The sequence below is a fragment of the Mycobacterium sp. genome, from assembly GCF_019243155.1.
GTDB lineage: Bacteria > Actinomycetota > Actinomycetes > Mycobacteriales > Mycobacteriaceae > Mycobacterium.
On sequence record NZ_JAFAUS010000417.1, the window covers coordinates 1 to 21,959 of the forward strand.

At 66.9% G+C, this 21,959-nt stretch carries 5 protein-coding genes; all 5 read right to left on the reverse strand.

The window, feature by feature from the left end:
• Positions 1–16,038 (reverse strand): non-ribosomal peptide synthetase (locus JOZ00_RS21315; protein WP_293347614.1); only part of this gene is annotated, 16,038 nt, incomplete at its 3' end.
• Between the two features lie 662 nt (positions 16,039–16,700).
• Complete coding sequence (locus JOZ00_RS21320) at positions 16,701–18,353, reverse strand: class I adenylate-forming enzyme family protein (RefSeq protein WP_293347617.1); 1,653 nt, start codon at positions 18,351–18,353, stop codon at positions 16,701–16,703.
• 47 nt (positions 18,354–18,400) lie between these two features.
• Positions 18,401–19,597 carry a MaoC family dehydratase N-terminal domain-containing protein gene (locus tag JOZ00_RS21325; protein ID WP_293347620.1) on the reverse strand — a complete coding sequence of 399 codons (1,197 nt, stop codon included), beginning with the start codon at positions 19,595–19,597 and terminating at the stop codon, positions 18,401–18,403.
• 11 nt (positions 19,598–19,608) lie between these two features.
• The gene (locus JOZ00_RS21330; protein ID WP_293347623.1) at positions 19,609–20,592 is read right to left on the reverse strand and encodes an MDR family oxidoreductase; all 984 of its coding nucleotides are present in this window, start codon (positions 20,590–20,592) and stop codon (positions 19,609–19,611) included.
• A 37-nt stretch (positions 20,593–20,629) separates the two neighbouring features.
• Positions 20,630–21,959: aldehyde dehydrogenase family protein (locus JOZ00_RS21335; RefSeq protein WP_293347626.1), on the reverse strand; the 1,330-nt coding region annotated here is incomplete at its 5' end.

A 21,959-nucleotide genomic window follows, 5' to 3' on the forward strand; every position in this document is an offset into this window, starting at 1 on the left:
GTCGCGGCGGCCTCCGATCGGGAAACCAACCGCCACATCAGAATTGGCGCTCATCGTGGACAGCAGTACGGCCAGGGCGGCCTGGGTGACCATGAAGGTGGTCGCGTTGTTCTCGCGGGCGACGGCGCGCATCCGCTCCTGCACCTCGGCCGGCCAGTCGACCTCCACGGTGGCGCCGCGCTGGTCAGCCACCAGCGGGTAGGGCCGATCGGTGGGCAGCTGCAGCCGCTCCGGCAACCCGGCCAAGGCGTCTTCCCAGTAGCCCAGCTGCGCCGCGATGGCGCTCTGCTTGTCGTCGAGATCACCGAATTGCGCACGCTGCCACAGCGTGTAGTCGACATACTGCACCGGCAGCGGCGTCCAATCGGGGACGCGCCCCGCGCAACGGCTGGCATAGGCGACCCCGAGATCGCGCACCAGCGGGGTGATCGACATGCCGTCGGCGGCGATGTGGTGGACCCCGGCAGCCAGAATGTGCTCGTCGTCGCCGATCCGAAAAAGCGTTGCCCGCAAAGGGATTTCGGCAGCCAGGTCAAAGGTGTGGCGGGCGGTGATGCCGATGGCCTCGTCGAGGTGGTCGGCCGACCAGTCACCGGCGTCAACGACCTGCCACCCGAAATCTGCACGGTCGACCGGGATCACGACCTGCTGAGGTGTCCCATCGGGCGCGGCGAACACGGTGCGCAGGCTCTCGTGGCGGGCGACCACGTCACCCAGCGCCGCGCCGAGCGCGTCCGCGTCGAGCCTGCCGCTCAGCCGCAATGCCGTCGCCATGTTGTAGACCGGGGACGGCCCCTGCAACTGATCCAGGAACCACAACCGGTTCTGCGCGAACGACAGTGGGATCACGGCCGGCCGCGCTCCCGCGATCAGCGGTTGCAGCCCGCTGCCACCCTCATCGATGCGTGGTGCGAGCTGGGCGACCGTGGGCGCCTCGAACACTGTGCGGACCGCGAGACCGGTTTCCAGGCTGCTGTTGATCATCGCGATCAGCCGCATCGCGGAAATGCTGTCGCCGCCAAGGTCGAAGAACGAGTCGTCGATCCCGACCCGGTCGAGTCCCAGGACCTGGGCGTAGATGCCGGCCAGGATCTCCTCGGTCGGGTTGGTCGGGGCGCGGTACTGGCCGGCGGCGTACTCCGGTGCCGGCAGGGCGCGAGCGTCGAGTTTGCCGTTGGGTGTGAGCGGCAGCGCGTCGAGTCCCATCACGGCCGCCGGAACCATGTACGCCGGAAGACGTTCGGCCAGCGCGGCACGCGCCTCGGCGGGATCGGCGGTGCCCGTGATGTAGGCGACCAGACGCTTATCGCCGGGACGTTCCTCGCGCGCGACCACGGCAGCCCGGTCGACGCCCGCGAATTCGGCCAGCGCGGCCTGGATTTCGCCGAGTTCGATGCGGTAACCGCGGACCTTGACCTGCTCGTCGGCGCGGCCCAGGTATTGCAGCTGGCCGTCGGCACGCCAGCGCACCAGGTCTCCGGTGCGATACATCCGCCGGCCGGGCGCCCCGAACGGACACGCCACGAACCGTGACGACGTCAGGTCGGACCGGCGCACATACCCGGCGGCCACCCCGGCGCCGGCCACGTACAACTCGCCGACGACCCCGATGGGCACCGGGCGCAGCCAGCCGTCCAGCACGAACAGTCCGGCGCCGGGCACCGGTGAACCGATCGGCACGGTGTCGTTCGACTGTGAGCCCGCTTGGAGCGGGGCGCTGATGGCCACACACATCGTTGTCTCGGTGGGGCCGTAGGCATTGACCATCACCCGGCCCGGAGCCCAGCGCTCCACCACCTCGAGTGGGCACGCCTCGCCGACCATCACCAACGACACCGACTCCAGGCCCTGCGGCGCGAGCGCGGCGACCGCGGACGGGGTCTGGGTCAACACGGTGACCTGCTCGGCGACCAGAGCCTTATGGAGGTCTTCGGGGTAACGCGCGACCGAGTCGGGCACCACCACCACGCGCCCGCCCCGCAGCAACGCGCCGAAGATCTCCCACACTGATACGTCGAACGCCAGCGAATGGCACTGCGTCCACACACCGGCCGACGGCAGCCCGCTGTCCAGCGACGCCAGCAGTTGGATGACGTTCTGGTGGGTAACCGCCACGCCCTTGGGGGTGCCAGTGGTACCCGAGGTGTAGATCAGGTAGGCGATGTCGCTCGCGTCCGGTGCCGACCCGACCGTGCGGGATTGCGCGTCGACGTCCGGGGCCCAGATGTCACCGATGTCGATGACGGCAAGGTCGAATCCGTCCAGCCGGTCGGCCAGGTCGGCGGTGGTGACCGCCGCGGTCGGTGCGGCATCACCCAGCACGAACTCGAGCCGGGCTGCCGGCAGCCCCGGGTCGATCGGCAGATATGCCGCTCCCGTTTTGAGCACCGCCAGAATGGCCGCGACGGCCTCGGCCGAGCGCGAAACAACCAGCGCGACAGTCTCACCCGGGCCCGATCCACGGCCGGCCAACGAGTGGGCCAAGCGGTTCGCCGCCTCGTCGAGCTCCCGGTAGGTCAGCGACCGGCCCTCGCAGACCAGCGCGACCGCGTCGGGGGTGCGCGCCACGTGCTCGGCGAACAACGCCGGGATCGACATCGACGTGGGAACCGGCACGGTCAGTGCCGCCCGGTTACCGAGCTTGTCCAGACGGGCGTGCTCACGCTCGTCAAGCAGATCCACCGACGACAACGACCGGTCGGGGTCGGCGGTCATCGCGACCAGCACCCGCTCCAACCGTGCGACGAGCGCCTCGATGCTGCTCGCGTCGAACACATCGGTCCGGAATTCCACCCTCCCGCCGATCCCGGCGGGCTCGCCGGTTTCACCCCAGCGTTCGGCAAGAGAGAAGACCAGATCCATATGGGAGACCTGGGTCTCCACGGGAACCGATGTTGCCCGAAGGTCTTCCAAGGCCAAGCCCGCGGCCGGATCATCCAGCCCGGCGAAGTTCTGCCACGCCAGCATCACCTGCACGAGCGGGTGGTGGGTCAGATTGCGGGTCGGGTTGAGCCGCTCAACCAACAGCTCGAACGGCACGTCTTGGTGTTCGAAGGCGTCCAGGCTGCTTGCCTTGACCCGGGCCAACAGCTCGGCGAAGCTCGGGTCGCCTGCCACGTCCATCCGCAGCACCAAGGTGTTGACGAAGAACCCGACCAATTCGTCGAGTGCGGAGTCGCGCCGCCCAGCGATCGGAAAGCCCACGGCCACATCGGAACTCGCGCTGATCTTGGACAACAGCATCGCCAGCGCGGCCTGCATCACCATGAAGCTGGTCGCGTTGTGCTCGCGCGCCAGCCGTGCCACGCCTTCCTGCACCTCGGCCGGCCAGTCCACCACAACGGTGGCGCCGCGTTGATCGGCTACCCGCGGATAGGGCCGGTCCGTTGGCAACTGAATCCGCTCGGGCAGCCCGGCCAGGGCATCCTGCCAGTAGGCCAGCTGCGCAGAGATCCGGCTGTTGCTGTCGTCGAGATCGCCGAACTGCGCACGCTGCCACAGCGTGTAATCGGCGTATTGCGCGACCAATTCGGTCCACCCAGGAGCGTGCCCGGCACGGCGGCTGGCGTATGCCACACCCAGGTCGCGGACCAGTGGCGTCAGCGACCAGCCGTCCGCGGCGATGTGGTGCACCACGGCGACCAGCACGTGCTCGTCTGCGCCGACCCGGAGAAGTGTTGCCCTGAACGGAATCTCGGTTGCCAGGTCGAAGGGGTGACGCGCCGCGGCCCCGATCGCCTCTTCGAGCCTGTCCTTCGACCATCCGCCGGCATCGACTATCTGCCAACCGAAGTCGGCATGCTCGGCGGGCAGCACCACCTGCTGGGGCGTTCCCTCTCGCGCGGCGAACACCGTGCGCAGGCTTTCATGACGCCGCACGACGTCCGCCAACGCCTCCCCCAGCGCGTCGGCGTCGAGCGCACCACTGAGTCGCAGCGCCGCCGCCATGTTGTTCACCGGCGAGGGCCCCTGCAGCTGTTCGATGAACCACAACCGGTTCTGCGCGAACGACAACGGGATCTCCGCGGGCCGCTCACCGGCCACCAACGGCTCCAGCCGTCCCTCGCCCTCACCGACGCGCTGCGCCAGTTGGGCGACCGTGGGCGCCTCGAAGACGACGCGCACCGGCAGATCGGTGTCCAGGGACGTGTTGATCGCGGCGATCAGCCGCATCGTCAGCAGCGAGTCGCCACCCAGATCGAAGAACGAGTCGTCGACGCCGACACGCTCGATACCGAGCACGCGGGCGTAGATCCCCGCCAGCGTCTCTTCCGTCCTGCTGGTCGGCGCCCGGTAGCGACTGGCGTCCTGGTAGTCGGGCGCCGGCAGGGCGCGGGCGTCGAGCTTGCCGTTGACGGTCACCGGCAGCGCGTCAAGTACGACCACCGCGGTCGGCACCATGTAGCCGGGCAGCCGCCGGGCCAGCGCGGCACGCGCGTCCACCGGGTCGGCAGAACCGGTGATGTAGCCGACCAGGCGCTTGTCACCGGGTTTGTCCTCACGCGCGATCACCGCAGCCTGTTCGACCCCGTCGAACGCGCTCAGCGCCGCCTGGATCTCGCCGAGTTCGATTCGGTACCCGCGGATCTTGACCTGCTCGTCGGCGCGTCCCAGGTAGCGCAGCTGTCCGTCGGGGCCCCAGCAGACCAGGTCCCCGGTGCGATACATGCGCGCCCCGGGTTGCCCGAACGGGCACGCCATGAAGCGCGAAGCCGTCAAACCGGGACGGCGCCAATACCCCGCCCCGACCCCGGCGCCGGACAAGTACAACTCGCCGACCACGCCGGCCGGCACCGGACGCAACCAGCTGTCGAGCACGAAGAAGGCCGCCCGCGACGTCGGCGAGCCGATCGGGGGGAACCCCGAACCAGGCTTGAGCGGCGCACTCTTGGACAACCACATCGTGGTCTCGGTCGGGCCATAGACGTTGACCATCACCCGTCCGGGCGACCACCGATCCACCAACTCGGGCGGGCAGGGCTCGGCACCGATCACCAGCGCCGCGGATTCCAGTCCCTCCGGTGACAGCATCCCCACCGCCGACGGAGTCTGGGTCAGCACGGTGACGCCCTCGCGAACGAGCAAGGCGTGGAACTCGTTTGGTGAACGTGCCACCACGTCGGGCACCACCACGAGCCGCCCGCCGTGCAGCAGCGCGCCCCAGATCTCCCAGACCGAGAAGTCGAAGGAATAGGAGTGGAACTGCGTCCACACCTGATCCGGCGACAGCTCGATGCCGATTTCCAGCGCGTCGAACAGTTGCGCGACGTTATATTGAGTCACCGCAACACCTTTGGGAACACCGGTGGTGCCGGAGGTGTAGATGATGTGGGCGAGGTCGTCGGGGGCCGGCGCGGGTGGTGGCGTGCCGGGCTGGGTGGCGACGGCGGGGTCGTTGATGTCGATGACGGCGATGTCGAACTTGTCCAGCCGATCGGCCAGCCTCGCGGTGGTGACCGCGGCCATAGGGGCGGCGTCGGTGAGCATGAACTCCATCCGGGCCGCAGGCAGCGCCGGATCGATCGGCAGATAGGCCGCCCCGGACTTGAGCGCCGCGACGATCGCCACGATCGCCTCGGCCGATCGCGAAAACACCAGTGCGACAGACTTACCCGGGCCCGCCCCACGGTCGACCAGCATGCGCGCCAACCGGTTCGCCGCCTCATCGAGTTCCCGATAGGTCATGGAGCGGTCTTCGAAGGTCACCGCGACCGCATCCGGCGTGCGCGCGGCCTGCGCGGCGAACGACTCCGCGACCGACACCGGTTTCGCCGGCCGGGCCAGGACCGCCTCGTTGCCCCACCGCTGTAGTCGGGCGTGCTCGGTGGCATCCAGCAGATCCACCGACGACAGTCGCCGCTCCGGCTCCGCGGTGACCGCCGTCAGCACCCGCTGTAACCGGTCGATCAACGCCTCGATGGTCTCCGCGTCGAACACATCGGTGCGGTACTCCGCGGTCACGGAAATGCCGGCGCGCTGGCCGGTTTCGGTCCAGCGCTCGGCGAGCGAGAACGTCAGGTCCATGCGAGCGGTGTCGGTGTGCAACGGCATCGGCGTGACCTGCAGATCACCCAACGGCAACGTCGCGGCGGGGCTGTTGTCGTGCCCGGGGAAGTTCTCCCAGCCCAAGAGGACCTGAATCAACGGGTGATGCGTCAGGCTCCGGTTCGGGTTCAGCCGCTCCACCAGCAATTCGAAGGGCACGTCCTGGTGCTCGAAAGCGGCCAGGCTACGCCGCCGCACCTGGGCCAGCAGCTCGGCGAAGGTCGGATCACCCGCCACGTCGACACGCAACACCAGGGTGTTGACGAAGAAACCGATCAGCTCGTCGAGCGCGGGCTCGGGACGTCCCGCGATCGGGAAGCCCACCGCCACATCGGAACTGGCGCTGATCTTGGACAGCAGCGCCGCGAAGGCGGCCTGCACCACCATGAAGCTGGTCGCGTTGTGCTCCCGCGCCACCCGACGGAGCTGTTGTTGCAGCTCGGTCGGCCAGTCCATCGCCAGCCGGGCCCCGCGGTGGTCGGCGACCTGCGGGTAAGGCCGGTCCGTGGGTAGTTGCAGGCGTTCGGGCAGCCCGGACAGTGCATCCGCCCAAAAGTCCAGCTGCGCCGCGATACGACTGTCGCGATCGTCCGGGTCACCGAGATGCGCACGCTGCCACAGTGTGTAGTCGACATACTGCACCTCGAGTGGGGCCCAGTCGGGGGCCCGCCCCTCGCAGCGGCTGGCGTATGCAACCCCCAGATCGCGCGCGAACGGAGAGATCGACCAGCCGTCGGCGGCGATGTGGTGCACCGCGACCACCAGCATGTGTTCGTCGTCGCTGACAGCGAAAAGCTCAGTGTGTAGCGGGCTTTCGCGTGTCAGGTCGACCGTGTACCGCGCCGCTTCCGCCATCGCCGCATGCAGCCGGTCCTCCGACCATTCGCGGGCGTCCGTGACGGCGCAGGCGAAGCCGATCTGCTCGGCGGGAATCACGACCTGCTGCGGCACCCCGTCGGTTGACGTGAACACCGTGCGCAGGCTTTCGTGGCGGTCCACGACGTCACTCAGCGCCACGGTCAGCGCGTCGGTGTCCAGACGCCCGCGCAGGCGCAGTGCCACCGTGATGTTGTAAATCGGTGAGGGACCCTGCAATTGGTCGATGAACCAGAGCCGGTTCTGGGCGAAGGACAACGGGATGACCGCGGGCCGCGGGCCGGCCACCAACGGCTCCGGTCGGTCCGCTTCGCCGGTGGCCAGGCGCGCCAACTCGGCGACAGTGGGCGCGTCAAACACGCTGCGCACCCCGAGGTCGGCATTGAGGCTGGTGTTGACCGAGGCGATCAACCGCATCGCCGACAGCGAATCCCCACCCAGGTCGAAGAATGAGTCGTCGACCCCGACGCGCTCCAGGCCCAGCACCTGGGCGTAGATCCCGACGAGGATTTCCTCGACCGCATCAACCGGGGCGCGGTAACGATCGGCGTCCTGATAATCGGGCGCCGGCAGCGCCTTTCGGTCAAGCTTGCCCGAGGAGGTCAGCGGGAATTCCTCGAGCGCCACAATGTGTGCCGGCACCATGTACTCGGGCAACCACGCGCTCAACCGATCCCGCACCTCGCCGACCTTGGTGTTGGTCCGGGGGTCGTTGGCGTAGCTGGTGCGTTGCCGGACCCCGCCGGCGGGCAGGTACACGTCGGTAAGCCGCGGGGCGGGCACGCCGTCGAGTTCGGATGCAGCAAGGAAAACCGCACTCAGAGTGCCGGGTTGGGCACCCCAGGTCACGGCGACGTGGTAGCCGGCTTCCGCACCGATGCGATGCAGCTCTTCGGCGGCGACGCCGGAAGCGGCGTCGGACTGGGCCAGCGCGTCGGCAACGGGTAGCCCTGCGGCGAGCGCGGATTCGAGGTTGACGTCGGTGATCAGTCCGGTCCGCGGGATGTCGGTCACGCGGACGGCCGCGGGCCGCTGCGAGACCAATTCGTCGTGCAGCCCGCTCAGACCCGCCCACGCCCAGGTGGGCTCGGCGGCCACCGAACGTACGGGCCCGGCGGCCTTGTGGATGACGACGTCGTAGCGGTACTGGTTCAGTTCGTTGTCGGCCGACCCGCGTTTGATGCGGATGTCCAGTCCGCCCGCGGCGGGGCGGGCGTCGGCCCAGGTGGTGAAAAACTCTGGCGCCAAGAGCAATTCGGTCTCACCGAGCATGGCGTGGCGCACTCGCTGCCGGATCTCTGCGGTGTCGCCGCCGCCGCTGCGGGCGAGCGCGATCGCGGTTTGGAACGCACCTTGCAAGGCATGGTTACGGACGTCGCCGATGAACACCGCCCCGCCGGGGGCCAGCAGGTCCATCACGGTGTCGATCACCTCGGCCAGGTATCCGGCGTTGGGGAAGTACTGGACGACGGAGTTGACGATGATGGTGTCGAAGTGACCTTGTGGCAGCCCGTCCGCGACGTGCGCGGGCTGGGTCAGCAATTCGACCCGGTCCCGCCACGGCAGCTGCAACCGCTCCATCGAGCGGGCGAGGTTGTCGATCGCGACCGGCGAAAAGTCCGTGGCGACATACTGATCGCAACGCGGGGCGATCTCCGACAACAGCAGTCCCGAGCCCACGCCGATCTCCAGCACACGTCGCGGCTGCAGGGACACGATCCGATCCACTGTGGCCGAACGCCATTCGAGCATCTCCTCGAGCGGGATCGGATCTCCGGTGTAGCTGCTGTTCCAGCCGCGGAAGTCCATGCCGAAGCCCGAACCGGCTTCACCCCCGTACAAGTCGTCGTAGAGGTTCTGCCACTCTTCGACGTCGTCGGCGTCGTGGTCGGCGGTGGTGGCGTGGTCGAGCGTCACGTAGGCGACCAGGTGAGAGCCGGTCGCACTGTCCTGCACGGTGACGGCGGCCTGGGTGACCTGTGGGCAGGCCAGCAGGGTGTTCTCGATTTCGCCCAATTCGATGCGCTGGCCGCGCAGCTTGATCTGAGTGTCGGCGCGGCCGAGGTAATCCAGGGTTCCGTCGGGATTCCAGCGCACCAGGTCGCCGGTCCGATACAGCCTCGATCCGGGCTCCCCGATCTCGCCAAAGGGGTTGGCCACGAACCGTTCCGCAGTCAGCTCAACGCGGCCCACATAGCCGTGCCCGAGCGCGGGTCCGCTCAGATAGAGCTCACCCACCACCCCGACCGGGGTCGGATTCAGCCAGGCGTCGAGCACGACCGCGCGCACCCCTGAAATCGGAGCGCCGATTCGGATCGGCTGACCCGCCTGCAGCCGCGCGCAGGTGACCCAGATCGTCGTCTCGCTGGGGCCGTAGCCGTTGAACAGCTGCCGATCCGGCGCCCACGCGTCCACCAACTCCGGCAGGACGGCCTCGCCGACAGCGACCAGCGTTTCCACGCAGTCGAGTCGGCTGCGGTCCAGCGTCGACACCACCGTCGGGGTCAATATCGCCGCGCTGACCCGCTGGGCGGCCAGCAACGCGGTCAGAGCCTCGCCCGCGTACACCTGCGGCGGAGCCACCACCAGCGCCGCGCCCGATCCGGCCGCCAGCAACAACTCGCCGACCGACGCATCGAAGGTCGGTGCGGCCACCATCAGCACCCGCGCGTCGGCGCCCAATCCGAACATCTCGCGTTGGGCCGCGGCCCAGCCCAGCAGACCCGAATGGCTGACCGACACGCCCTTGGGGACGCCGGTTGAGCCGGACGTGAAGATCACGTACGCGGTGTCGTCCGTCCGCAGCGCCGACAATCGATCGGCGTCGGTGATCGGCTTCGCGGGTTGTCCGGACGCATCGAGGCCGTCGATGCGCACGATCGGGCGCTGGCCGGCACCGGCCACCTCGTCGGTGCCGCAGGCCAACACACACACCGCGCCAACGGCATCCAGCACCGAGGCGATGCGCTCGACGGGATGGGCCAGGTCGACCGGCGCATAGATGCCGCCGGCCTTGGCCACCGCCCACCACGCGACGACCAACTCCACGGACCGTTCGACCGCGACGCCCACGGCGCGTTCCGGGCCCACGCCGGCCTCGATCAGGGTCCGCGCCAACCGCGTCGAGGACTCGTCGAGCTCGCGGTACGACATCCGCCGCGCGCCGTCGAGAACCGCAGGTGCGTCCGGATCGGCGGCCACCGCCGCGGCCAACAATTGCGGCGCCACGCCGACGGGTGCCGTCACGCCCGCACCGGACATCCGCGACAACACCAGATCACGCTCATCGCGATCAAGCAGATCCACCGACGACAGCCGTCGGCTGGGATCGGCGGCCATCGCTACCAAGACGCGGCGCAGCCGGTCGATGAGCGCATCGACGCCCGCGGCGTTGAAGATGTCGGTGTCGTATTCGACGTGCAGGCCGAGTTCACGACCGGGTAAGGCCTCCACCGTCAGCGGATAGTGGTTGTACTCGCGGTTGGTGAACTCGGCGATGGCCAAACCGTCTGCGCCCAAAGGCACTTCCGTGTCGAGCGGGTAGTTCTCGTAAACGAATAGCGTGTCGAACAGGATCTCGTGCCCGGTGGCGCGGTGAACGTCGCTCAGCGCCAGGTGCTGGTGTTCGAGAGTGTCGTTGTGGCTGCTCTGCAGCTGGGTCAGCAGGTCCGCGGTGGTGGTCGTCACCGCGATGTTGGCGCGCACCGGCACCGTGTTGATCAGCAGCCCCACCATCGATTCCGCGCCGGACACTTCCAGCTGTCCGACCCGGGACCGCGGGGTGCCGAAGACGACGTCTTGCTGACCGGTCAGCGAAGTGAGCACCAGCGCCCAGGCAGCCTGTAGCACGGTGCTGAGCGTGGTGTGGCAGGACCGCGCCAGCTCACCGAGTTCCTGTGTGGTCTGTTCGGACAGCCGCGACGACGCGAAGCCCCTTTGGCCCTGGCCCAACCGATCCTCTGGGCCGACGAGCGTGGGGGTTTCGAAGTCGGCCAGCACCTCGCGCCACGCCTCTCGCGCGGCATCGAGATCGCGCGCGGCCAGCCAGGTGAGGAATCCCCGGTACGAGCCGGCGGCGGGCAGTCGCTGCCCGTAGTAGCTGCTGAACATCTCGCGCAGCAGGATCGGCAATGACCAACCGTCGAGCAGAATGTGGTGGTTGGTCAGCACGAACCGGTGCCGGTCCGGCGCAATGCGAATCAGCGCAGCGCGGAAGGCCGCCTGGTTCGCGAGGTCACACACCGCGGCGCGCTCGTCGGCGCAGAGCTGATCGATCAGCTCATCGGGTTCGGCCTCGGCGGCGAAGTCGACAGAGCGCCACGCCGCGACAGGATCGGCCGGAATGATCTGCACCGGCTCGTCGAATTGTTCGCAGAACAGTGCCGCCAGGTGAGGATGCCGGTCGACCACCGTATACACCGCATAGCGCAGGCGCTCGGCGTCAAGCGGGCCGGTAAGCGTGAAGTCGAGCTGCACCGCGTACATGTCGGCGCTTGCCTGTGCGGTGCTGGCATGGAAGAGCAGCCCCTGTTGCAGCGGGGTCAACGGCAAGATGTCGGCGACGTGGTGTTGTCGTTGCAGTTCGTCGATCTGCGGCTGCGTCAGTCGGGCCGGTGCGATATCCGACGGGGTCAGGCCACCTCCGCCGGCTCGCACGTGGGCGCAGATGCCGGCCAGGGCCTCGAACCACAGCCGGCTCAGCCGGGAGATCTGTGCTTCATCGAGAACCGATGGCGCCCAAGTCCATTCGGCGTGGAGCTGTGGGCCCGTCCCGGTGTCGACGGCACCGGCGTTGAGCTCGACGGCGTGCCCCAAGGGCATCGGCAACGCGGCGCTGGCACCGAGCACCGACGGGCCGTCGTGGCAGATCCGCCAGCCGCCGCCGGCAGCGTCGGCCACCGCACTCAGCCGACCCAGGTAGTTGAACGCGATCGACGGGTCCGGGCCCGCCAGGTCGACATCCCTGTTGAGGTAGCGCAGCAGCCCGTACGTCAGCGGGTCGGGCAGCGCGCGAAGCTGCTCCTTGGCGTGCTTGATCGCCGCACCCAGCGCCGTCTCACCGGCCACCACCTGCGACCAGCGCAGTCCGGGAACCGGAAGCGACACAGGGAATTTCGTCGTGAACCAGCCCACGGTGCGCGACAGGTCAACATCGGTGGCCAGCTCTTCGTGGCGGCCATGACCCTCGACGTCGATGCCTATCGGCGCGGCGGTGTCGCCCAAAAACTCCGCCCACGCCATTCCGAACGCGATCAGCAAAATGTCTTGGACCTTGGCGTGGAATGCCGTCGGCACCTCGGCGAGCAGCAACTCGGTGGTCTCGGAGTCCAGCTCCGCCGCCAGGCGCCCGGCGTTGGCGTAGGTATCCACCTCGGGACGCACCGCGGGCAGCGCTGCAGGGGTTGCCGCGACTTCCCTCCACGCGTCCGCCACGTCCACGACGTCCGGCCGGCCCGCGTGTTCGGCCAGCCTCGATGACCAACGGGCGAAAGACATCCCGGTCGCGGGCAACTCCACCGGCCGCCCGCCGAGATGCTGCAGCCAGGCGATGTTGAGGTCCTCCAACAAGATCCACCACGACACCGCGTCGACCGCCAAATGGTGAACGATCATGACGAGCTGACCGGTGGATTCGACCCACAGCGCGCTGAGCATCACCCCGGCCGCGGGATTCAACCGCGAACGCGCGGCCACCAGCGCGTCATCGGACAACGCGTCGACCGACCGCAGGCAATCCTCGGCCCGCATCTCCCCGGCTTCGGGCACCTGCAGCGACCAGCCGTCGGCGTCGTGGTCTACCCGCAGCCGCAACATCGCGTGCCGATTCACCAAGGCCTGCAACACAATCGCGACATCGGCCTCGGTCACGCCGGCGGGAGCCTGCAACAACACCGTCTGGTTGAACTGATCCACCGGACCGCCGGAGCTCTCTACGGCCTGCAGCCAGCGCATGATCGGGGTGGCCACCACCGGGCCCAGGCCCTCGTCAACCACATCCGCTTCGCCGTCGGCCACACTGACCGCCTGCGCAAGCCGCGCCACGGTCTGTTCGACGAAGACGTCCCGCGGCCGGCAGGTCAGTCCAGCCGCCCGCGCCCGCGTCACCACCTGCAGCGACAAGATGCTGTCGCCGCCCAACTCGAAGAACGAATCGTCGACTCCAACGCGCTCGACACCGAGCACCTCGGCGTAGATGCCGGCCAGGACCTCCTCGACGGCGCTGGCCGGGGCGCGGTACTGACTGGCATCCCGGTAATCCGGGGCGGGCAGGGCGCGAGTGTCGAGCTTGCCGTTCACGGTCAACGGCAGCGCTTCCAACGCCACCACCGCGACCGGAACCATGTACGCCGGCAGCCGTTCGGCCAGTGCGGCGCGCGCCTCGGCGGGATCGGCGGTACCGGTGATGTAGCCGACGAGGCGCTTGTCGCCAGGGCGATCCTCGCGGGCGATGACCACTGCCGCCTCTACGCCATCCAGTCCGGCGAGGGCCGCTTGGATCTCGCCGACTTCGATGCGGTATCCACGGATCTTGACCTGTTCATCAGCCCGGCCTAAGTACTGCAGCTGCCCATCGCGGCGCCAGCACACCAGGTCTCCGGTGCGATACATCCGGGTTCCCGGTTCGCCGAATGGGCAAGCGACGAACCGTGATCCGGTCAACCCGGTCCGGCCCACATAGCCGGTGGCCACGCTGTCACCGGCTACGTACAACTCACCGACCACCCCGGCCGGCACCGGGCGCAACCACGCGTCGAGAACGAACAACGCCGCCCCACCCACCGGCGAACCGATCGGCGGCACACCCGAACCCGCCGTCAGTGGCGCGCTGATAGCCACACACATCGTCGTCTCGCTGGGGCCGTAGGCATTGACCATCACCCGTCCGGGCGCCCACCGATCTACCACCTCGGGTGGACACGGCTCCGCGCCGACCACTAAAGCCGCGGACTCCAGCCCCTCCGACGACAACATCTGAACGCCCGACGGGGTTTGACCCAGGACGGTCACCTTCTCGGCGACCATTAAGCGGTGAAGGTCTTCCGGTGAGCGGGTTACCTCTTCGGGCACCACCACCAGACGCCCGCCACGCAGCAGGGCGCCGAATATCTCCCACATCGAGAAGTCGAAGGCATAGGAATGGCTTTGTGACCACACGCCCGGCGCCGGCAACCCGGCATCCAACGACGCAATCAGCTGGGTCACGTTGTGATGGGTGACCGCAACGCCTTTGGGCACACCGGTGGTGCCCGAGGTGTAGATCACGTACGCGATGTCAGCCGGGTCGGGTCCCGGCAAGGTCGTGCTGGGCTGGCCGGTCAGCGCGGGGTCTTCGAGGTCGTCGACCTTGATGCGCAGTCCGTCAAATGCGCCGAGCAGATCGGTCAACTCAGCGTTCGTGATCACCGCCGTCGGTGCACCGTCGGCCAACATGAACTCGATCCGGGCCGGTGGCAGCGCCGGGTCAATCGGCAAGTAGGCCGCACCGGTCTTGAGCACCGCAAAGATCGACACGACGGCCTCGGCAGACCGTGGCAGCATCAGCGCCACCCGCTCGCCCGGACCAGCACCGCATCCAACCAGCAAGTGCGCCAGACGATTAGCCGCTTCGTCAAGCTCGCGGTATGTCATGGACCGGCCTTCGAACGTCAGCGCCAGCGCGTCCGGGGTACGGGCTACGTGGCGGGAAAACATGTCCGGAACAGACAGCGGTGCGGTTGTCGGCTCGGTCAAGGTCGCGCGATGGCCCCAGCCCGCCAATCCGGCCTGCTCACCGGCGCTCATCAGGTCCACCGACAGCAACAGCCGCTCGGGATCGGCTGTCATTGCCGTCAACACCTGGTCTAGCCGCGCCACCCAATCGGAGACGTCAAAATCTGAAAAGGGCAGCCCGGCACCCACCGTGCTCAAGAATTGCTGATCACCGAATCCGAGGAAGTACAACCCGAAATCACCTATCGGGCCGAAGTTGGTGTATGTAGCCGTTCCCGGCGCGCCCGCGAAACTCAGACTCAGCCTGCCCGGGACAAAGTTGACGACTACTCGGCTACCCGCGCTGTCCGGGTCACGAAGTTCGCCTGAATTATCAAGGGTCTGCACCGGAAACCGTTGATGCTGCAACGCTTCTCGTGATCGAGTATCGACTTGCTTGCAGAATTCGGCGACCGTGGCCCCGGGAGCCGCGTGCAGCACCAGCGGGACGACCCCGGCAAACATGCCCGGGTGCACTTTCGATTCCGGATCCGTCCGCCTGCTCACCGGGAAGTCGAGCACAACGTCGTCCGAACCGTCAGCGCGCCAACCTCGTACCAGGAGCGCGCAGGCGGCGGTGAGCACCGATGTTCGCCGGACGCCTAGCTTCTTGGACAGCTCCTTGACCCGACCAACGACGGACAGATCCAATTGCACTGGCTCAGAAGGCAAAAACGGATCTCGTCCATCGGCGGAGCGGGGCGGCCGATATCCCGAGTCGTTGTCCGAGGGGATGTTTGCAGCCCAATAGGCCTGATCGTCCACGAAATCGGTGGACGCTTCGTACTCGAGCTCGCCAGCGACGAGGTCCTGCAACGAGCCGAAGAACGGAGGGGAAATGGGCGTGCCGGCGGCAAGCCCGGAGTAGACGGCTGCGATCCGCCGGCCGGCAAGCGCAATGCCCAGTCCGTCAATGGCTATGTGATGGGCACAGGCGAACCAGTAGAACTCGTCGGCCTGGGTCTGGAAGAGGGCGAACCTTACCGGCGGGTCGCTGAGCGGCATCGGCGTCCGCTGGATCGCCGACGCCATGGCCTGAACTTCCTGCATCGGATCGTGCGAACCACGCAAGTCATGAAATGGAAGGGCGACCTCGGGGCTAACGAGCGCCGTTTGGTATACCTGGCCATCCATCTCGAAGATGGACGTCCTCAGCGATTCCGCCTCGTCGACGACCTGACGAATCGCCTGATGAAGCAAACCCGGATCGATGATGCCTTCGATGCGCACAAGGACGCCGAGTTGCCACGCGGTGTCGAAGCGACCCGTTTGCTGTGCCAGCCAAATTTCATGCTGTCCCCGCGTGAGCGGGTGGGCTTGGTCAGCAACCCCCAATGCAGAGCACCCCCCGTGAAACCCTTTGTTCATCCCCCTCGCTGCTGAAGGAGTGAGGCGACCTCATGTGCGTCTCAAACAGCCAGCCCCACTTGACGTCTCACGCACTATATGAATTGCCAAGCGCCTATATACCACCGCAGGCTGTGAAAAATCCAGGCCGGAAACAAACTCGACAAGAGCGAACTACCCGCACCTGAAGCGCCAAAACCACGCTACACGAATTTGATCTTGAGCAACGGAGGCCGCCGGCCGTGTCGCACACCGGAAAACGAGTGAGCTCGACACGTGGCCGGTCAATCTTTATACCCCTGCGCCCAGCACATCGGCGCTGGTCAACGTTGCTGAGCGCCAAGCCGTCGACCACGTGTCGACACCAATTTACCTACGCGCCATTTAAAGCTATTGACGCACAGGATATTTAGAGACACTCGGCTCGAGGCTCCCCAATGACTCACAAAAAAAATTTCGGTCGACACCGTCGTGTGTCGCAACTATCGTGGACGTAGCTAGGCACGGGGGCCGAGACGTATCCGCATGCTCGGACACGAATTCATCTATCGGAGCGTCGATCTCGCTTGAGACAGCGTCTATTAGGCGCGTTTCTAATTTCTTCGCCATTCCCGCTCAACGCTTCCCAGTACGCGCGCGGCCGCCCCCACGGCGTCCGGATTGTTAGCTGCGGGTGAATCTGGCTACTGGCCACCCAACCGTTTGGCGGCAAGTTCGCGAAGCTCGCCCGCTTTGATTTTCGCGGTGCCCGTCAGCGCCACCTCGTGCTCATGGAAGAACAGCACATGGCGTGGCACCTTATAACTCGCCAGCCGTTCGCGCAGGTAGGCCAGGATTTGTTCCGTGTCCAGGATCACACCGTCGTGCGGCACGACACAGGAAACGACGACCTCTCCGAGGGTGTGGTGTGGAACACCGACGGTCTGGGCCACTTTGACACCGGAATGCTCGATCAGGGTCTCGTCAACTTCACGCGGTGAGACGTTGGCACCGCCCGTCTTGATGATGTCGGTGAGCCTGCCCTGCCAGTACAGTCGGCCGGCATTGTCGATATAGCCGCCGTCACCGGTGGGGAAATAGCCCTCCGCGTCGAGCGTCTCGTCCAGCGGGATGCCGATGTAACCGAGCATCAGCGTCGGCCCCTTGACACGGATCTCGCCGGCCTCACCGCGCGGAACAACCTGTCCAGCAAGCGGATCCACGATCTTGAGCGTCACCCCGGGCAGTGCCACCCCGGAGCTCTCCGCGTGGATGTCGGGTGGGGTGTTGGCCGGGTAACCCGTTGTGATGGTGAAGGTTTCGGTGTTGCCGTAGGCGTGGCCAGGCTCGTACCACTCGCTCGACACCGTGGGATGGTGGGCGATCGGTGTTTTGAAGTCCGCAAACGTCACACTGCTCAAGTCCACCGTGCGCCAGTTGGGTGCGCCTTCCAGCTGAGCCCACTGGTGGGGCCACGCGAACGGAAAGTTCACCCGCTCGGCCTGCATGAGCTCGAGCGCCTCGGCGCCATCGAAGGTCGATTGCAAGACCAGGGCCCCTCCGCTGGCCAGTGTCGAGCCGAGCACCATGGCGAAGTTGCCGGACCAGAAGAAGCCGTTGGCGGCCCAACCCCGGATGTTGTCGCCGGCGCTGAAGCCATACATGCGCCGAAACCGCCACAGCTGGATGCACACTCCGCGGTGTGCGCTGAGAATTCCCTTGGGCTTGCTCGTGGAGCCCGAGGAGAAGAACAGAACCGCGGCATCACTGGGCAGTACCGCCGAGGCAGACTGCTCGACCAACTCGCGCGGTTCCTGATCGCCGTTCCGCAGGAACTCATCCCATCCTCTGACGCCAGGGGTGGGCTCGCCCACCACCGCGAGTTCGCGCAGGAACGGATATCTCGGTGACCGCAGCGCAACCGAGTCGCGGATGGCCGGTTCCAGCTCGGTGAGGATGGCGGCGAAATCCTTTGTCAGCACCCTGCTTTCGAAGAGCAGCACCGACACCGCCGAGGCCCGGATCAAATAGTCCAACTCCGGCGGCGTGGAGAACGTGCTGAGGGTGACAGCCACCCCGCCGGCCAGCGACGTACCGAACACGGCGGCAAGCCATTCCGGACGATTTGTCATCAGGACCCCGACCCGGGTGTCCTTGCCCACGCCGCAGCCACGCAACGCCCGCGCCACCTCGAGCGCGCGTTCCCAGAGCTGGGTGTACGTCCAGCGCGTAACCCCGCCGTCGCCGTGCCACACCAGCGCCTCGCGCTCGCCATACATCTGCACCACTTCGCGCAGGAAGCCCGGCAGGGTGAGTGTCCCCAGCCCCGGCTCTTCCGACAGGGGCGGGCCTGCCACTATGGAAAGATGCTGCGCGGCTTCAGATCCCGTCTGGTCGCCCATGATTACAACGGCAGTTCGACCTCAGCCGTGCAGCCCACCAGCATTTCTCCGTTCTGGTTGGTGAGCCGCAGCTTTACTTGTACCAGGGGCACACCCCACGTCGATTCCGGTTGTTTGTCGATGATCTCGGCGTCGAAATACGTCACGTCGCCCTCGAAGGCGGGCGTGCGGAAGTCGGCCTTGGTGTGGCGCACCATGCCGTCGTGGCCGGCCCAGTACGCGAGATAGTCGGTGCACCAGGCGCCCATCGTCGCGCCGTAACCGTACGCGCGAGCCATGCCGACCTCGCTGGCCCGATCGGCGTCGATGTGCCCACGCGAAGGGCCGACGTACAGCCCGTCGCGTTTGCGCGGGTCGATCTTCGCGTCTTCCTCGTCGAAGGCGAAGTCCTTGCCCCAGCCGGGATCTTGATAGACCCACGGGTCCTCGATGCCAGGGGGCGCGACCCACTCGAAGGTGCCCCAGATATTGAACAGAAAAGCCCGGTATTCGGTGGTGAAGCTGGCGATGCTGTGCGGGCCGATGACCCGGCGCGGCAGCGTATCGCCGACCTTGACCTCATCGAAGCGCGGTGAGACACCCAGCCGGTTGGATTCGAGCCATTCCCGGCGGAGCCGTTCGACGGCCTCGAGTTCGGTTTGGGTCCAACGCTTTATCTCGCCGAGCTGGTTTTCGAACATCCCGCGCTTGGTCGCCTCCTCGTAGAGGTAGCGAATCGCTGTGGACCGTTCGCGAGCGACCAGGGTTCCGTGCTGGTTGGTGTGGATGGTGTCACCGCGCGAAAACATCGTCGGGCCGGCGAATTTCGTCTCGGTCACCTTGTAGTCGTGGAACCGGCGCTCTTGAAACAGCTTGTCCCCCGGCCGCACCGGACAGCCGTAGAACCACCATTCCTCGCCACCGAAGATCAAGTGGCTGTTCGGGATATGGCCGACACATGCGGGCGCCGCACCGTGCCCGTAGTCCAGGGCCACGGCGATCGACTGCGGCGCAATGATGCCACCGTACTTCGAATCGTGAGCGAACTGCTGATCCCAGTGCACCGGATTCGGGTAATCCATCGCCATCACCCAGCGCCGGATGTCGGACGAACTGCACGGATCCCACAACTGGCCGCCGCCCACCGGCTTGCCCACCCGGTGATCGACGTCGGACAGATCCAGTTGCGGGCCTGACGATTTGGTTGTCTTGTTGGCCATCAGCGCTCCTGTCAGCGGTTGACGTCGACGACGATGCGGCCCCGCACCTGGGAGTCCATGAGTTTCTTGGCCGCGGCGATCGAATCGCCTAGCGAGACCTCTTGGGCGACCGAATCCAGCGCACCGGCATCCAGATCGCGCGAGAGGCGCTTCCACGCGGCCAGGCGACGGTCTTTGGGTGCCATCACACTGTCGATGCCGAGCAGGGAGACGCCGCGCAAGATGAACGGCGCAACCGTCGCGGGGAAGTCCATGCCCTGAGCCAGCCCGCAGGCGGCGACCGCCCCGCCATACCGGGTCTGCGCGCAGGCGTTGACCAGCGTGTTGCTGCCGGCGGCGTCGACGACGCCGGCCCACCGCTCCTTCTGCAACGGTTTACCCGCCTCGCCGAACTCGGCGCGGTCCAGCACGGTCACCGCGCCGAGTTGCTTCAGGTAGTCCTCTTCCGACGCCTTGCCGGTCGCGGCGACGACTTTGAACCCGGCCGCGGTCAGCAGCACGATCGCGACGCTTCCGACGCCGCCCGTCGCACCGGTGACCAGGACCTCCCCTTGGTCGGGCGACACCCCGTGCTGCAGTAGGGCATCCACGCAAAGGCTGGCCGTGTAGCCGGCGGTACCGATCGCCATCGCCTGGTGCGTGCTGAACTCGGAAGGAAGCGGAACCAGCCAGTCACCGTTGAGGCGGGCACGCTGAGACAGTCCGCCCCAATGCGTTTCGCCGACGCCCCAGCCGTTGAGGACCACGCGGTCGCCCTCGTTCCAGTCGCTGTGACTACTTTCCGTCACCACGCCGGCCAGATCGATGCCCGGAACCATGGGAAACTTGCGGACGACGGGCGACTTGCCCGTAATCGCCAGACCGTCCTTGTAATTCAGCGTGGAGTACTCGACCTCAACGCTCACATCCCCTTCGGGCAGTTGCGCTTCGTCCAGTTCGGTCACCCCGACCGTCTGTCCCGCGTCGCCCTTCTCGATCAAAACTGCCGAAAACATTTCATCCCTTCTCAATCGACTGAAGCCATTGCGCGGCCTATTCCGGTGCGTAGCCCAACGTGCTCTTGACTTCCAGGTACTCGTGGAAGCCGAACTCGCTCCACTCTCGACCGTTGCCGCTGCGCTTGTAGCCGCCGAACGCCGCATTCATGTCGAATGCGTGGTTGATCGTCACCCAGCCGGCCCGGATCCTGCGGGCCACCGCTCGGGCCTTATCGAGGTCGGCCCCCGAGACGTACCCGGCGAGGCCGTATTCGGTGTCGTTGGCGATGTCGACGGCGTGGTCGATGTCGTCGTAGCCGAGGATGCACAGCACCGGCCCGAAGATCTCCTCGCGGGCGATCGTCATGTCGTTGGTGACGTTGGCGAAGACCGTGGGCTTCACGTAGTAGCCCTTGTCCAGCCCGGCCGGGCGGCCCGGGCCGCCGGCGACGACGGTCGCGCCCTCGTCGACGCCCCGCTGGATCAGGCGCTGCACCTTTTCGAACTGCGTCCTGGACGCCACCGGCCCGATCGCCCTCGCATCGTCGGGGCTGCCGACGTTGACCTGCTCGGTGACCTCACGTGCGATCGTAATCGCCTCATCCATCCGTGATTTCGGAACCAGCATGCGAGATGGCGCGTTACAACTCTGACCGGAGTTCGGCATCATGTTGGCTACGCCCGCGCGGACACTGTCGGCGAAGCCCGCATCGTCAAGGACGACGTTGGGACTCTTGCCGCCGAGTTCCTGAGTTACCCGCTTGACCGTCGGGGCGGCGTTGGTGGCGACTTCGACGCCCGCACGCGTGGAACCGGTGAACGACACCATGTCGATGCCGGGGTGGCTCGCCAGAGCGACACCGACGCCAGAGCCGTCGCCGTTGACCACGTTGAACACCCCGGCCGGCACGCCCGCCGCGTCCAGGATCTCGGTGAAGATGTGAGCCGAGAATGGCGCGACCTCAGACGGTTTCAAGATCATTGTGCATCCCGTCGCCAACGCGGGATACACCTTGACCGCGATCTGGTTCAGCGGCCAGTTCCACGGCGTGATCAGCCCGCATACGCCGATGGGCTCCTTGGCGATCAGCGTCGCCCCGTGCTGTTCTTCGAAGGGGAAGTTCTTCAGCACGTCGATCGCCGTGACCAGGTGGCCGAGCCCGAGCTGCGCCTGGGGGCCCGCAGCCAGCGATGGCGGAGCACCCATTTCCTCCGTGACGGCGTCGGCCAGATCCCCCATACGCTTCTGATATTCGGCGAGGATGGCCGCCAGAAGATCGAGTCGCTGTTCGCGGCTGCTTTGCGACCAGCTGGCGAAAGCGCGGCGCGCTGCGTTGACCGCCACATCGACGTCGGCGGCCGAACCGAGCGAGATCTTCCCGGAG

What these genes read in the sequence shown, in the direction of transcription:
- JOZ00_RS21325 (WP_293347620.1), bottom strand. Translation starts at nt 19,597, where the DNA reads ATGGCCAACAAGACAACCAAATCGTCAGGCCCGCAACTGGATCTGTCC.
- JOZ00_RS21330 (WP_293347623.1), bottom strand. Translation starts at nt 20,592, where the DNA reads ATGTTTTCGGCAGTTTTGATCGAGAAGGGCGACGCGGGACAGACGGTC.